Genomic DNA, 12,431 nt, shown 5'->3' with positions numbered 1-12,431 from the left:
GGGTCAGCCGATCCCGATGAAGACGGTGCCGTCCTCGACCCGGACCGGATAGGTCTGAAGGTCGACGAGGACGGGAGCGCCCGCGGCTCTCCCGGTGGTGTAGTCGAACCGGCCGTTGTGCTTGGGACATTCGATGGTGTTGTCCATGACCAGGCCGTCGCAGAGGAGCATCCGTTCGTGGGTGCAGTGCCCCGCGGTGGCGTAGAAGTCGTCGTCGGGGGAGCGGTAGATGGCGTAGTCAACACCCTCGTGCTGAAAGGGGATGACGTCTTCAGGGTCGATGTCGTCGGTCTGGCATGCGGCGATCCACGTGGACATGTGGGTGTTGCCTCCTCGTTGGCGGGGTGCGGCAGGGGGCTGGGGAAGCGGCCTTGGCGAAGTCCCGGTGCGGTAACCGCGCCCGCCTGAGGGGCCGCAGGCCCCGATAGGGGCGCGGGGCTGTATCAATATGCGGCTCCGCCGCGTGGGCGCGACCAGCCCCCACCGGCCCGCGGTTTCATCACTGTGCTTCAAGCGGAGCGCCCTGCGGCAGTTCACGCCGCACGTAATACGTCGGGTCCTTCAGCTGGCGCAGCACCGCCGGGATGATCTCCTTGTACGCCGCCCACAGCGACGGGTACGCGGGTGCCAGCTGGTCCTTGATCTCCTCGTGCAGCTCCGGGAGCCGGTGGTAGGGGATCATCGGGAACATGTGGTGCTCGACGTGGTAGTTCATGTTCCAGTACAGGAACCGGTGGACGCGGTTCATGTGCACCGTGCGGGTGTTGAGCCGGTGGTCGAGTACGTTCTCGCCCATCCCGGCGTGCTGCGTGAGGCCGTACACGTAGAGCATGTAGCCGCCGTAGATCCGCGGCAGGCCGACGAACATCGCGGGCAGGATCGAGCCGGTGAGCACGCAGGCGGCGATCACGGCGGCGTAGATCGCCAGCCAGATGCGCGCCGTGCGGAACACCTTGGCCCGCTCGGTGTCGGGCACGTACGTGCGCTGCTCGGCGGTGAGCCGTCCGAACGTGTGCAGGACGGTGTCGCGCAGCGCCACGGGTACGTCGACCAGGCCGAAGAAGTTGGCGAGAAGTTTGGCCAGCCGGGCCGGGCGCATCACCTGGATCTCCGGGTCGCGGCCGAGGATCAGCGTGTCGGTGTGATGCCGGGTGTGGCTCCAGCGCGACACGGTCGGGTTCCTCATGACCATGAAACAGGCCAGCTGGTACACGGCGTCGTCGAGTCGGCGGTTCCTGAAGGCGGTGCCGTGCCCGCACTCGTGCCAGCGTGAGTCGGACGCCGACCCGTACAGCACTCCGTACGCGGCGAAGAACGGCACCGCGAGCCAGCTGCCCCAGAAGACGGCGCCCAGGGTGCCGAACACCGCCATGGCGCCCAGCCAGATGACCGTGTCACGGATCGCGGGGCCGTCCGAGCGGCGCATCAGCTCCTTCATCCGGCGGCGCGGCACGTCGCTGCGGAACCAGTCGGTGCCCTCCGCGAGCCCCGCCTCCACGGCACGTTCGCCCTCAGGGCCGACCAAGCTGTAGCGCTGCAGACGTTCTCTGGCCTTCACCATGCATCCCTGTCCTCTCCGTCGAGTCGGTCATGCCTGGGAACTGGAGCGCGCTACTGGAGCGCTCTAATTCCGGTAATGGTGAGAGTGGCCACCGCACATGTCAAGACATACGGTTGCAATAAGTTTCGGCTGACGACTGGAGCGCTCCGCTGGGCGGCGGGAGGTGGGCACGCCCGGCCGTACCACCTGCCGGTGGGACCAGGGCTCATGACGGTGATCCCGACCGGCGACTACGTTGCTGAGGAGCGACCCGTAGTCACAACGAAGTGAATCCCAGGAGCCGCTGATGTCCGAGAACCTGAGCAAGGCGCAACCGCCGGTCGTCGACCGTGCGACCTTCGAGCAGCAGTTGGACGGGCTGCGGGCGAGGGAGAAGGCCCACACCCGCGAAGGCGACGCGATCGCCGCCGCGCGCCGCAGGGTCTTCAACTGTTGGCGGTTTTGCTGCGTTTTCCTGTGCGATTCGGGCGGTGTCGGCCGGCTGCCGTGTCATTGTGCGGGGGTCGGTCGTTAGGCCGATCGGGTGCGCGAGTGTGTCCGGTCCGAGGTGGCGTGGCGGGGGGTGGGTGTGGGCCGGTTGATGGCGACGGCGCCGTGTGCCGCCTTCGGTGGCGTACTCGAGGCCAGCGGCGAGCGGGTCAGCCAGGCCCTGCTGTACCAACGGGTGGATTTTCTCGCCCAGTTGAGCCGCGAGCTGACCTCCGCGCTGGTGGCCTCCCGGCGGGACGAGGCCTCGCTGGAGGTACTGGCCGCCGGCCTCGACGAGCAGGGCGAGAAGCTGCCCTCCAAGGGCTGGATGGCGCTGCGCCGCCTGGACTGGACGAAGGATGCCGCACCGGCCGCGGGGGTGTACGTGTCGGACCGGGTGCGCCGGGGTGCCGAGGAGTACGCGGCCCGCACCCTGCGCCTGGCCCTGCACCGGCGCACTGTGGTGGCAGCGGTCCTGGCGACCTGGCCCGCCGATCCTTTCCGGCGCACCCAGGCGGAGTGGACCGCGCTGCGGGCGCTGCTGCCGGGCGGGGTCAGCCATGCGGAGATCCGCAACCGCACCCGGCAGGTCCGCGCCTATCTGGCCGAGCACGGGAAGCTGCCCGCCGGTGTGTGTGAGCTGGAGGAGCCGCCCGAGATCGCCGGGCAGGTGCTGCTGGCGGCGATGGACCGTCAGCAGGTCACCCTGCAGCGGGTGGATGCGGGGCTGGCCCGGCTGCGGGTAAAGCTCCCGCTGTGCGCCGCGCCGGCCTCGGGGCGGGAGTGGGCCTGGCATGTGATCGATCTGCGGCTGCCGGGCACCGTCGCGCCGGACGCCGTCTTGCACACCCCGACGCTGCGCCCCACCCGCAGCGGCCGGATCGCGGTGGACCTGCCGCACTCGACGCCGCTGGCCGCCGTCCCGGCCGCCGGGCACACCGTGGCACTCGGCTTCGACTGGGGTGTGAACACGCTGCTGACCGGCACGGTGGGCCGCCTGGCCGGCCGGGGCGGCGCCACGGCGCGGGTGGTCACCGACGGCCGTCCGCTGTTCTTCGACGCCACCGCGATCAGCGCGAAGCTGCACCGGCTGCGCCGTCACCGCGAACACCTCGCCACCCGACGCGACCACTACCAAGCCCTCGCCGACGGACTCGGCTCCCCCCCCCCACCTCGCCTGGGCTGACCTGCTGGACAAAGCAGCGGTGCTGGAGGTGGAGCATGCGCGGGTGTGTGCCCGCATCCGCCGCCTGAACCAGGCGCTGGCCTGGTCGGCGGCCCGATGGGCCGTCGACCAGACCCTCGCGCTCGGCGCGAGCGTCATCTACCTGGAGGACCTGGCCACCCTGGAGGCCCGCGGCAAACGGCGCGGCAACGCCCGCTTGTCCGGGCAGGTCCGCGGCACCCTCGTCGAGGCGATCCGGCACCTGGCCGCCAAGGCGGGCATCGCGGTGGTCACCGTCCCCGCACGGGGCACCTCCGCCCGCTGCCCGCGCTGCCTGGGCCCGCTGGGCCACCATCCCGCCCCGGACCGGCTCGGTGAGCGCGGCTGGGCCTGGGCGCATTGCCCGGGCTGCCACCTGTCGCTGGACCGCGACCACGCGGCCGCCCGCCGGATCGTCTCCCGCGGCCTGCTCGCCCAGGCCCACACCAGCACCGACCGCACCACCGGTATCCGGACCATCCGCACCACCGTCGACGGCACCGTCACCTGCGTGCGCCGGCCGAAGAAGACGACCCGTCGGCTGCGCCGCGCGCAGGCCCTCCCCGCCCGGCCGCCCGGCCCGAAGACCACCCCCGGCAAGATGCGTCCCACCCCGGCCCGGCCGTCCCCGGCCCGCCGGACGAAGACTTCCCGCCGTACGCCCGAGGTGCGTACGGTCCCCGCCACCACCCCCCTCGGGGTGGTCCAGCGTCCGGCGGGGCATGACACCCAGACACCAGCCCCCTTCCCGGGGCGGGTGCCAGGTCATGGAGTACCCGCCCCCCACCGGCCGGAGTCTCCTCCAGCCGGGCGGGTGCGGCTCTCTCGCGGAACCTGTCGGCGGCGCAGCCGCGCCGCCCAGCGGACCGGCTTCCACCACGTGCACGCCACCGAGGTCCACCCCCTCACCCCGAGGTTCGGACCCCACCGTGACGGCACACGGCCACACCGCGCCCGAAAAGCCTGAGTTACTCAGGCACACACAGAGTTCCAGAGACGCTGTACCTGGGTGATGAGCCACGTGGGCGAGCTGGCCTATCTGCACTCCCGCGACATCACCTTCGCCGTTTTTTCTCAGGGGCGGAACACCGCCTACGGCTTCGCGGACGCGCAGACGTCGTACGAGGAGAGCCTGCGCTACCGCGCCTTCATGGGCTGGGCGATGCCGTGGTACTCCGCCCATCCCTCGCTCGAGTCGCTGCTTGCCGGCCGGGAGCTCGGCTTGTTCCACCTGGTCTGCTACCTGCGCTGCGGCGACCGTGTCTTCGAGACGTACTGGACCAAACGTCGCGGGGCCGAGGCGGTGGACTACAGCTACGCGCTCATGGATCTGACAGCGTTCGGGCGTCAGGAGGACTGGGAGGACTCACCGCCAGGCTGGCCGCGCCTCGGGCAGGCCACGCGGACCCTGGGCGGGGCTCCGGACTGGCCACCGCTGTGGGAGTGGCCGGGTGGACGTCCCACCGCACAGTGGCCGCGCCTCGACGCCGACCACTCCGATGACCTGGGCACCACCGGCACCGGCCCGGCGACCGGGTCCGATCACTGCCACTGATCACGTGACGGGTGATTAGCCGGCGGCCCGTGGCACGGCGCAGGCCCCGATGGCGGTCCGAGAACGCACCCCATCTCGTCGCCCTCGTCCGAGCTGGAGCCCGCTTCGAACGCGGTCGTCTCGTCGAACGCCCCGGAGACGATGCGGCCTAGTCACGATCGATCTTGAGCTTACGTGTGCGTAAGCGGACCTGGCGCTGCGAGCGCCATGGCCCCTCTCCGGATATGAACCAGCTGTGCCGCGTCAGTGCTCCTCGGCCGCCGGCTCCAGAACGAAGACCGGGATCTCCCGGTCCGTCTTCTTTTGATGGTCGGCCAAGTCCGGGAACGCCTCGACGGCGCGAGCCCACCAGAGGGCCTTCTCGTCCCCGGTCACCTCGCGTGCCACCATGTCCTGGCGCACCGGGCCGTCCTGAAGCTCCACCCGGGAGTCGGCCACCACGTTGTGGTACCAGACCGGGTGCTTGGGGGCTCCTCCCATGGAGGCGACGGCGACGTAGGAGCCGTCGTGCTCCACCCGCATGACCGTGGACTTGCGGATCTTGCCGCTCTTCGCGCCCAGGGTGGTCAGGATGACGACAGGCAGATCCCGCCCATCCGGACCCATCAGCTCGTTCAGCGTCGTTCCTTGAGTACCACCGGAGCCTTCGTACAGCTCCACCTGGTCACGTACCAACTGCATCGTGCTCGGCTCATACTCGCCTTTAAGTGGCATGTCGCCATCTCCAGACTGTCGAAGAGTCTTAGTTGCGCACAGCCTTCGTGTAGCACTCCGTGTGACGGCGCACAGGTGGGGCTGCCCGCAGGCTGTGTCTGGGTCAGGCCTGTGCGGCGAGTTCGTCGGTGAGCTGGGCGACGACGTCGGGGAGGTTGAGTTCGGTCTTGCTGTCCTGCCCGAAGCCCTTGGAGATCATGAGGCCGATTCGGGCCTGGGCGGCCGGCGTCTGGATCAGGTCGAGGATGGTGCGGAACGACTGCAGCAGCTCGCCCTCGCTGGGAGGCGCGGTCCGCTCGTTGACCAGGCGCTTGGCGGTGGCCAGCGCCCTGCGCTCGAAGCCGGCGACGCGGCGGGCGAAGGCGTCCACGAAGGCGTCGAGTTCGCTGTCGGGTACCGAGCGGTTGATCCAGCCGTAGAGCTCGGCGGTGTCGGCGTCGTAGTCCTCGCCGCCGACCGCGATTTCCAGTGCCCGGGAGCGGCCGACCAGGCGCGGCAGCCAGTCGAGGCCGCCGCCGCCGGGCACCACGCCCGTGCCGATCTCGGTCTGCCCGAACAGGGCGGGCTCGCGGCTGGCGAACCGGATGTCGCAGGCCAGCGCGAACTCGTTCCCGATGCCCCTGGTGCGGCCGCGGACGGACGCGATGCTGATGACGCCCGCATGGGCCAGGCGGTTGACGAAGTGGTGCCAGTCGGCGGACAGGTCGGCTGCTCCGGGCACGTCGGGCACCTCGGCCATCCGGATGACGTCGAGGTGGGAGATGAAGTAGTCCGGGTTGTCGCTGTCGAACACGACGACGCGGACCTCCGGGTCCGTCTCCAGGTCATCGAGCAGCACCCGCAGGGCTGCGAAGGTCTCCGGGTCGAAGAGGTTGATCGGCGGGTTCTGGAAGGTCACGCGCCAGTAGCCGGACGTGACCTTGTCGACGCCGAGAACGGCCTGGGTGGTAGTGGCAGTCATGGTGAAACTCCTTCTGGGTGCGGGAGGGCCCGGGACACGCGCCGGATGACGTCGGTGTACTCCGAGGACCGCGGGGGAACAGCCCGGGCTCGGATGCCGGCTCCGTTCCGGTCCGGATGGCGCGGTGCACGGTGCAGAGCGCCCCGCGGCTTAGCGAGTTCGATTTACTGACTCACAAAGGACCGTAGCATAGTGAGTCCGAAAAAAAGACCTACCCCTTCGGGGGCTTGCGCTGGAGGCAGGTCGCCGGCGGCGGCCAGGCAGGCCCTGGATGCGGCCTGCGGCAGTGGAGCGGTGGAGAAGTCCTGCTTGCGCGCGGAGCACTGCTCACTGCCTCGGGGGCCGTCGGCACGGCGACGAGTCAGCCTTGCGGGTGGTAGGTCGGGCCGCCTGGTGCCCCCGGTCCCGGTCGCGGGAGGACTGGTGCGGCGAGGGCGCGCAGCGGTCGGACCGAGGTGTCCGTGGTCGGCGCCCGCAATCCGTGGACCTGTTGGGACGATCGATGTCACACAAGGCGCAGCGAGATGGTCTCCCCCTCGCCCTGGGGCCGTTCCGGAGGGGGTGCGCCCAGGCAGAGAAGGAGCGGGCGGAGGGCTTGGCGCGAAGCCCTGGCGTCACTCCACGCCGCCGGCGAGGGCCGCGCCGGGTGGCGCCGTTGCATTTCAGGATGCGCGGGTGAGCGGGGTGGCGTGGGTCTCGCCCCACTCGCGCAATGCGGTCAGAACGGGAAAGATGTCCTTGCCCGCCTGGGTGAGCACGTACTCGTCACGCGGCGGATGCTCTGAATAGCGGCGGCGCTCGACCAGTCCGGCCTCCTCGAGCTTGCGCAGCCGCAGGGCGAGCGTCTCGCGGGGCGCGCCGGTGTTCGTCTGGATGTCGTTGAAGCGGTGCACGCCGAAGCCCAGCTCGCGCAGGACAAGCAAGGTCCAGCGCTCGCCTACGACGCCGAGCGCATCGGCGATCGAGCACACGCGCGGTGCCCCGAGGTTCGTTGGTTCGCTGCCCTGACTCACTCCTCCATAGTAGGGCCGGCCCTTGTGCACAGGACCGGGCAGCTGGGCGCGCAGCGCGGGGGCTGCGGACCCACACTGTTGACGTGTACGTCGCGCCGATGCGTCCGTTCGCAGGTGCTCCCGCGCAAGGACGACCCGATGTGGTTGCCCATGAGCAGCACTCTGATCGCCTGCGCTGAGGAAGCCGTCCTCGTCGACACGCTCGTCACCCTCGACCAGGTCGACGCGCTCGCCGAGTGGGTGCGCGGCTTCGGAAAGCGCGTCACCGGCGTCTACATCACCCACGGCCACCAGGACCACTGGATCGGCCTCGCCCGCATCCAGGAGCACTTCCCCGAGGCCCGCGGCATCGCCACCCCCGCGGTGGTCGAACGCGCCCGGTTCGAGGCCACCAACCCGGGGCTGTCCGCCTACTGGAATGCTTCCGATGGCTGTGACTACCTCTGGGTCAGGGCCAGAAGCTCAGCGTGTGGACTGCCAGGAGAACGCAGAACATCAGCTGCACCGTCCCGATGACTTGGTGCCCGACCCACAGCAGTAGGACGGCCGTTACGCCGACCGCCAGGGCCAGAGCGCCGAAGCCCAGCACTGGCGCCCAGTCCACGGGTGGCACGCTGGTCGCTGTCTGTCCGGCGCTGGCGTCCATCCGGCCCAGTCCTCGGACGGCGAGCACGATGACGACCAACAGCCCGGCCGCCACGTCCGCCACCAGTACGAGAAGCAGGAGACAGCCTGAGGTGAGGGCACGCTCCACGCCGGAGGGCTGCTTGTCGGCAAGTTCGGGCATGCCTCAACGATCGCCCGGAATCCACCCTTCCGAACGGTCCGTCGCCGATTCGCTACCCAGGCGTACTCCGCTCTTTGCGGACCCCCGCCCGAAACCTGTGCCAGCTGGCGGCACAGCAACGGACGAGGAGGCCTGAATCCCCGAGCGCCCGCCCGAGGAGCAAGTCACTGGTCCGCCAGCCACGCCTCGTGGCGCGCGAAGTGCCCCGGATCCCGCGTAACCCAGATCCCCGACGCCCGCGCCAGCACCGCGCCGCTCGGCAGCAGTGTCATCTCGCCGGCGATGTACCAGCGTGAACCCTCGCGCCGCTCGACCCAGGCTCGTACCTGGACTGGTCGTTCCACGGGAACCGGCTTCACGAAGCTCACCGTCAGTTCGGCCGTTACGCTCAACACCCGGTTCAGCAAGGGGAGATGGCCCAGGCACTCGTCCATGACGGCGGCCGTCCAGCCGCCGTGGGCTACGTTCGGCCCGCCTTCCTGGGAGCGGGGACAGGCCAGTTCGAACCAGGCCACGCCGTCGTCGCCGAGCCGTTCCTTGTCGACGCCCAGACGGCACGCGCCGGCCGCGCGGCAGGCTCCGCACAGCGCGACACCGCCTGGCGTACGCGGCGGCTCCTGGAAGTCCGATCCGGCCCACTCGGGGTTCGGTGTCGGCATGCGCGCACTCTCTCGTTTCGAAGGTAGGCAGGTCATCGGCGGATCAGACGTCGGCCAGCAGCGGTCGCAGCTTCCCGGCGATCAGCTGGACCTGCCGGGCGACCATCTCCTCGGGCATCCCGGCCAGTGAAGCCCACAGGAACACGCCCTCGGCCGGCAACCCGGCCACGTACTCCTTGATGGCCCCGGCAACCAACTCCGGCGTACCGTAGAGGAATTGGGCGAAGCCGTTCGCACGCAGGCCGGTCTCCCGCCACTTCTCCGGATCGATGGGGCGGGGGAGCGGCTGGTCGGTGCCCTCCACCATGTAGCGGCGGTAGCTGTCCCATTGGTACGCCAGGTGCTTGCGGACCACCGGCCAGTCGCCGTCCGGATCCTCGGTGACAAAGGTCGTGAACGAACCTTGCATCCGCGCCACCGACTCCGCGTGTCCGCCCTCCGCGAGCCCCTCCCGGTACGGCGCGAGCAGTGCGGGATTCAGCGACAGCAGCCCTGTGCCCAGCCTGCCCGCCCGCCGGGCCCCTTGCGGGCCCTGGTAGCCGAGCCAGATCGGCAGCGGATCCTGGACCGGACCCGGGGTGACCGTAGCCGAGGCCCACAGTTCGCGGATCTCGCGGACCCGCCGGTCGGTGGTGGAGTAGCGCTTGGCGAGATCCGTCCCGTACAGCTGGTATTCGGGTACGCGATACCCGGTGCCGAGCCCGAGATCGAGCCGCCCGTCGCTCAGGATGTCCACGAGTGCGGCCTGTTCGGCGATCTCGGGTGCCGCGTGCAACGGTGCGGGGATTACGGCCGTGCCCAGCCGTACGCGGTGGGTGCGGGCTGCTGCGGCGGCGGCCATGGTGAGTGGCTGTGGGAGGTAACCGTCCTCGAAGCCGTGGTGCTCGGAGAACCAGACCGAGTCGAGCCCCAGCCGGTCGGCCTCCTCGCACATCTCGAGGGCGAAGCCGTAGACGCGGGACCAACTCCGTTGCCAGGGCGGGGGGTTGCGCAGATCGAAGTAGATGCCGACCTTCATGACTCAGACCACCTCACGGTCATTCACTCAGACTGCTTCCCGGCTCTTCGGCTCGCAGAGCCGGATCTTCGCCCGGGTGACGGCGACCCCTTCCCCGGGAGGCGAGAGTCGTACCGGTCGCAGGTCCATTGCCTCGATCTCCGGGAGGTCCTCGACCATCGCGGAGATCCGCAGAACGGTCTCTTCCAGTGCCGCCAGGTCAACACCGGGTCCGCCCACGCGGCCGTCCAGCAGCGGCGCCGCCCGCAGCGAGCGGATCATCTCGCGTGCGTCGCGGTCGCTGAGCGGAGTGACGCGGTAGGCGATGTCCGCCATGAGGTCGGCGTAGTCCCCTGTGAGCCCGAACGCGACCACCGGTCCGAAGACGGGATCGGCGTCGACGCGCAGGAACGCGTCCCGGCCGGGACTGGATCCCGTTTCATCCCGTACCTCGATGCCGTAGCACCCCAGCAACTCCCTGGCCACGGACGCCGGAACCGCGCCCGCGGACACCCCGGCGAGCAGCGCCCGTGCCCGCTCCGTGTCGATGCCGTCGAGGTCCGGTACGAAACCGGCCGGGCGGCTCCGCCACGCCTCGTACGCCGCCGCATGGCCGAGCGAGGCAGCGGCCGACTCGGGGAACGCGTAGGTCGGTACGACCAGTTCGCCCCGGCGCAGCAGATCGGCGACGCCGGCGCCGCCGAGGAAACTGGTCACCACCGGTTTCGACGGCTGGGCCGATGCCGCGTCGAGGATCGCGGACGCCACCTCGTCGGCTTTGTCCGCCAGCGGAGGCATGAACAGCACGATCGCGGCGTCCACTTCGTCGTCGGCGAGTACGGCGTCCAGCGCCTGTCGGTAGTGAGCGGCGGTGGCCATCGGCGTCAGGTCGACCGGGTTGGCGACCTCCGCCTGGGGCGCGAGCGCCGCGCGGAGCGTCTGACGGGTGCGGTCGCCGAGCGTGGCGACCCGCAGGCCACTCGCCGCGCAGGCGCCGACCGTCAGTGCGGCCGGGCCGCCCGCATTCGTCAGCACGGCGACCCGGTTGCCGGGCGGGGGAGGTTGATGCGACAACAGCAGGGCGACGTCGAACAGTTCCTGGAGGCTCCGGGTGCGGATCACCCCGGACTGTGCGAACAGCGAGTCGACGGCCGTGTCCGCGTGCCCGGGATGGACCGCGACGATCGGCTTGCGCGGGGCGACCCTGCGGGCGATACGGGCGAACCGGCGTGGATCGCCGAAGTGCTCGACGTGCAGAAGGATCACCGAGGTGCCGGGGTCCTCGTCCCACCACTGGAGCAGGTCGTTGGTGGACACGTCGACGGAGTGCCCCACCGATACGAAACCGGAGAAGCCGAGGCGCAGCCGCCGGGCCAGATCCAGCACGGTGAGCCCGAGCGGTCCGGACTGGCTGGACATCGCGACCCGGCCGGGCGCGGGCAGGGCGGGCGAGAAGGTAGCGGCCAGACGCGCCCCTGAGCTGGTGTTGACCACGCCCATGCAGTTCGGGCCCACCAGCCGCATCCCGGAGGCCCGCGCGAACCGGGCCAGCTCCAACTCGGCCGCGCGCCCGTCGGGACCCGTCTCCCCGAAGCCTGTGGATACGACAACCACCGCCTTGACGCCGACCTCCGCACACTCCCGTACGACTCCTGCAACTGCCTCGGCCCGTACGGCGACCAGCACCAGATCCGGAGGCTCAGGCAGCTCACGGACGCTGGGATAGGCCCGCGCCCCGGCGATCTCGTCGGCGTGCGGGTTGACGGGGAACACGCCGCCGGGGAAGCCGCCCCGCAGCAGGTTGGCGACGATCTCGTGGCCGATGGTCAGCGGGCTGCGGTTGGCGCCGACGACGGCGACGGAGCGCGGTTCGAGCAGGGGACGCAGTGAGCGCCGTACGGCCGTGTGCTCGCGACGCTCGGCCCGGGCGACGGCCTCGGCCTGCGGGTCGATGGCGATGTCGAAGTGGATGATCTGGCCGGGCGGGCCGGTCTCGACCCGGTAGCCGGAGCCGAGGAACACATTGATCATGCGTGCGTTGTCGGCGAGCAGGTCCGCTTCCAGGACCCGGATCCCGCGGTCCCGTGCCGCCGCGGCGATGTGCTCGAGCAGCAGCCGCCCGAAGCCCTCGCTCTGGTGGTCGTCCCGGATCGTGAACGTCACCTCGGCGTGGTCCGGCCGTTCGGCGTCGCGCAGATAGCGGACCAGGCCGACGATGTCGTCACCGGCCAGGGCGACGAGGGCCAGCTCGTTGAGGTAGTCGACGTGCGCGCCGCGCCGGATCACCTCGTCCCGGGCCCGGACCACCGGGCCGAGGGAACGGAACGCCAGAGTCGCCCGCGACAGCCGGCCGACGAACTCGACCAGCCGGTCGGCGTCGTCCGGCCGGATGGGACGGATGAACGTCGACCGGCCGGTCCGTACGAGCCCCGGCTGTTCCAGATCCTCGGGATATCGGGTCATGAGTGGTGCTTCGCGCCTCCTCGCAGGGGCGAGTTGAGCAGATGGCGGT

General features: G+C 70.4%; 12 protein-coding genes and 2 pseudogenes. 5 read left to right on the top strand and 9 right to left on the bottom strand.

Translation table 11 applies throughout. The annotated features are described in order from the left end of the window. Positions 1-3: 3 nt before the first annotated feature. Positions 4-318, bottom strand: a complete 315-nt coding sequence (locus ACQEVY_RS04650) for a MocE family 2Fe-2S type ferredoxin (RefSeq protein WP_432945072.1) — start codon at positions 316-318, stop codon at positions 4-6. Between the two features lie 181 nt (positions 319-499). Continuing rightward, the gene (locus ACQEVY_RS04645) at positions 500-1,561 is read right to left on the bottom strand and encodes a fatty acid desaturase family protein (protein WP_432945070.1); all 1,062 of its coding nucleotides are present in this window, start codon (positions 1,559-1,561) and stop codon (positions 500-502) included. A gap of 286 nt (positions 1,562-1,847) precedes the next feature. On the opposite strand from ACQEVY_RS04645, the pseudogene ACQEVY_RS04640 reads away from it, so the two are divergent. From ACQEVY_RS04640 to ACQEVY_RS04625, 4 genes and pseudogenes are all read left to right on the top strand, one after another. After that, positions 1,848-1,985 (top strand): annotated as a pseudogene (locus ACQEVY_RS04640) (DUF899 domain-containing protein); the annotation flags it as partial. Between the two features lie 156 nt (positions 1,986-2,141). Further along, positions 2,142-3,215: a hypothetical protein gene (locus tag ACQEVY_RS04635; RefSeq protein ID WP_432945068.1), complete on the top strand. Its 1,074-nt coding sequence runs from the start codon at positions 2,142-2,144 to the stop codon at positions 3,213-3,215. 19 nt (positions 3,216-3,234) lie between these two features. Then, complete coding sequence (locus tag ACQEVY_RS04630; RefSeq protein WP_432945066.1) at positions 3,235-4,200, top strand: zinc ribbon domain-containing protein; 966 nt, start codon at positions 3,235-3,237, stop codon at positions 4,198-4,200. A 33-nt stretch (positions 4,201-4,233) separates the two neighbouring features. Then, positions 4,234-4,788, top strand: a pseudogene (locus tag ACQEVY_RS04625) (DUF899 family protein); the annotation flags it as partial. 243 nt (positions 4,789-5,031) lie between these two features. Here the strand turns inward: ACQEVY_RS04625 and ACQEVY_RS04620 are convergent. The 3 genes from ACQEVY_RS04620 to ACQEVY_RS04610 form a co-directional block, all read right to left on the bottom strand. Then, the gene (locus tag ACQEVY_RS04620) at positions 5,032-5,502 is read right to left on the bottom strand and encodes a nitroreductase family deazaflavin-dependent oxidoreductase (RefSeq protein ID WP_432945064.1); all 471 of its coding nucleotides are present in this window, start codon (positions 5,500-5,502) and stop codon (positions 5,032-5,034) included. Positions 5,503-5,605: 103 nt separating this feature from the next. Then, positions 5,606-6,463: an enoyl-CoA hydratase/isomerase family protein gene (locus tag ACQEVY_RS04615; RefSeq protein WP_432945062.1), complete on the bottom strand. Its 858-nt coding sequence runs from the start codon at positions 6,461-6,463 to the stop codon at positions 5,606-5,608. A gap of 662 nt (positions 6,464-7,125) precedes the next feature. Then, positions 7,126-7,476, bottom strand: a complete 351-nt coding sequence (locus ACQEVY_RS04610; protein ID WP_432945060.1) for a winged helix-turn-helix transcriptional regulator — start codon at positions 7,474-7,476, stop codon at positions 7,126-7,128. A gap of 150 nt (positions 7,477-7,626) precedes the next feature. On the opposite strand from ACQEVY_RS04610, the gene ACQEVY_RS04605 reads away from it, so the two are divergent. Next, positions 7,627-7,992, top strand: a complete 366-nt coding sequence (locus tag ACQEVY_RS04605) for an MBL fold metallo-hydrolase (protein ID WP_432945058.1) — start codon at positions 7,627-7,629, stop codon at positions 7,990-7,992. Here ACQEVY_RS04605 and ACQEVY_RS04600 read toward each other — a convergent pair. From ACQEVY_RS04600 to ACQEVY_RS04585, 4 genes are all read right to left on the bottom strand, one after another. Beyond that, entirely contained in the window at positions 7,925-8,263 is a 339-nt protein-coding gene (locus tag ACQEVY_RS04600; protein ID WP_432945056.1) for an inner-membrane translocator, read from the bottom strand. The genes ACQEVY_RS04605 and ACQEVY_RS04600 overlap by 68 nt on opposite strands. A gap of 164 nt (positions 8,264-8,427) precedes the next feature. Next, positions 8,428-8,922: a PaaI family thioesterase gene (locus ACQEVY_RS04595; RefSeq protein WP_432945054.1), complete on the bottom strand. Its 495-nt coding sequence runs from the start codon at positions 8,920-8,922 to the stop codon at positions 8,428-8,430. 43 nt (positions 8,923-8,965) lie between these two features. After that, a complete protein-coding gene (locus ACQEVY_RS04590; RefSeq protein WP_432945052.1) occupies positions 8,966-9,940 on the bottom strand; it encodes an LLM class flavin-dependent oxidoreductase in 975 nt (324 codons plus the stop codon). A 27-nt stretch (positions 9,941-9,967) separates the two neighbouring features. Further along, the gene (locus ACQEVY_RS04585; RefSeq protein ID WP_432945050.1) at positions 9,968-12,382 is read right to left on the bottom strand and encodes a GNAT family N-acetyltransferase; all 2,415 of its coding nucleotides are present in this window, start codon (positions 12,380-12,382) and stop codon (positions 9,968-9,970) included. Positions 12,383-12,431 lie beyond the last annotated feature (49 nt).

The organism is Streptomyces sp. CA-288835 (assembly GCF_050936385.1).
Taxonomy (GTDB): domain Bacteria; phylum Actinomycetota; class Actinomycetes; order Streptomycetales; family Streptomycetaceae; genus Streptomyces.
This window is presented reverse-complemented; position numbering and strand designations above follow the sequence as displayed.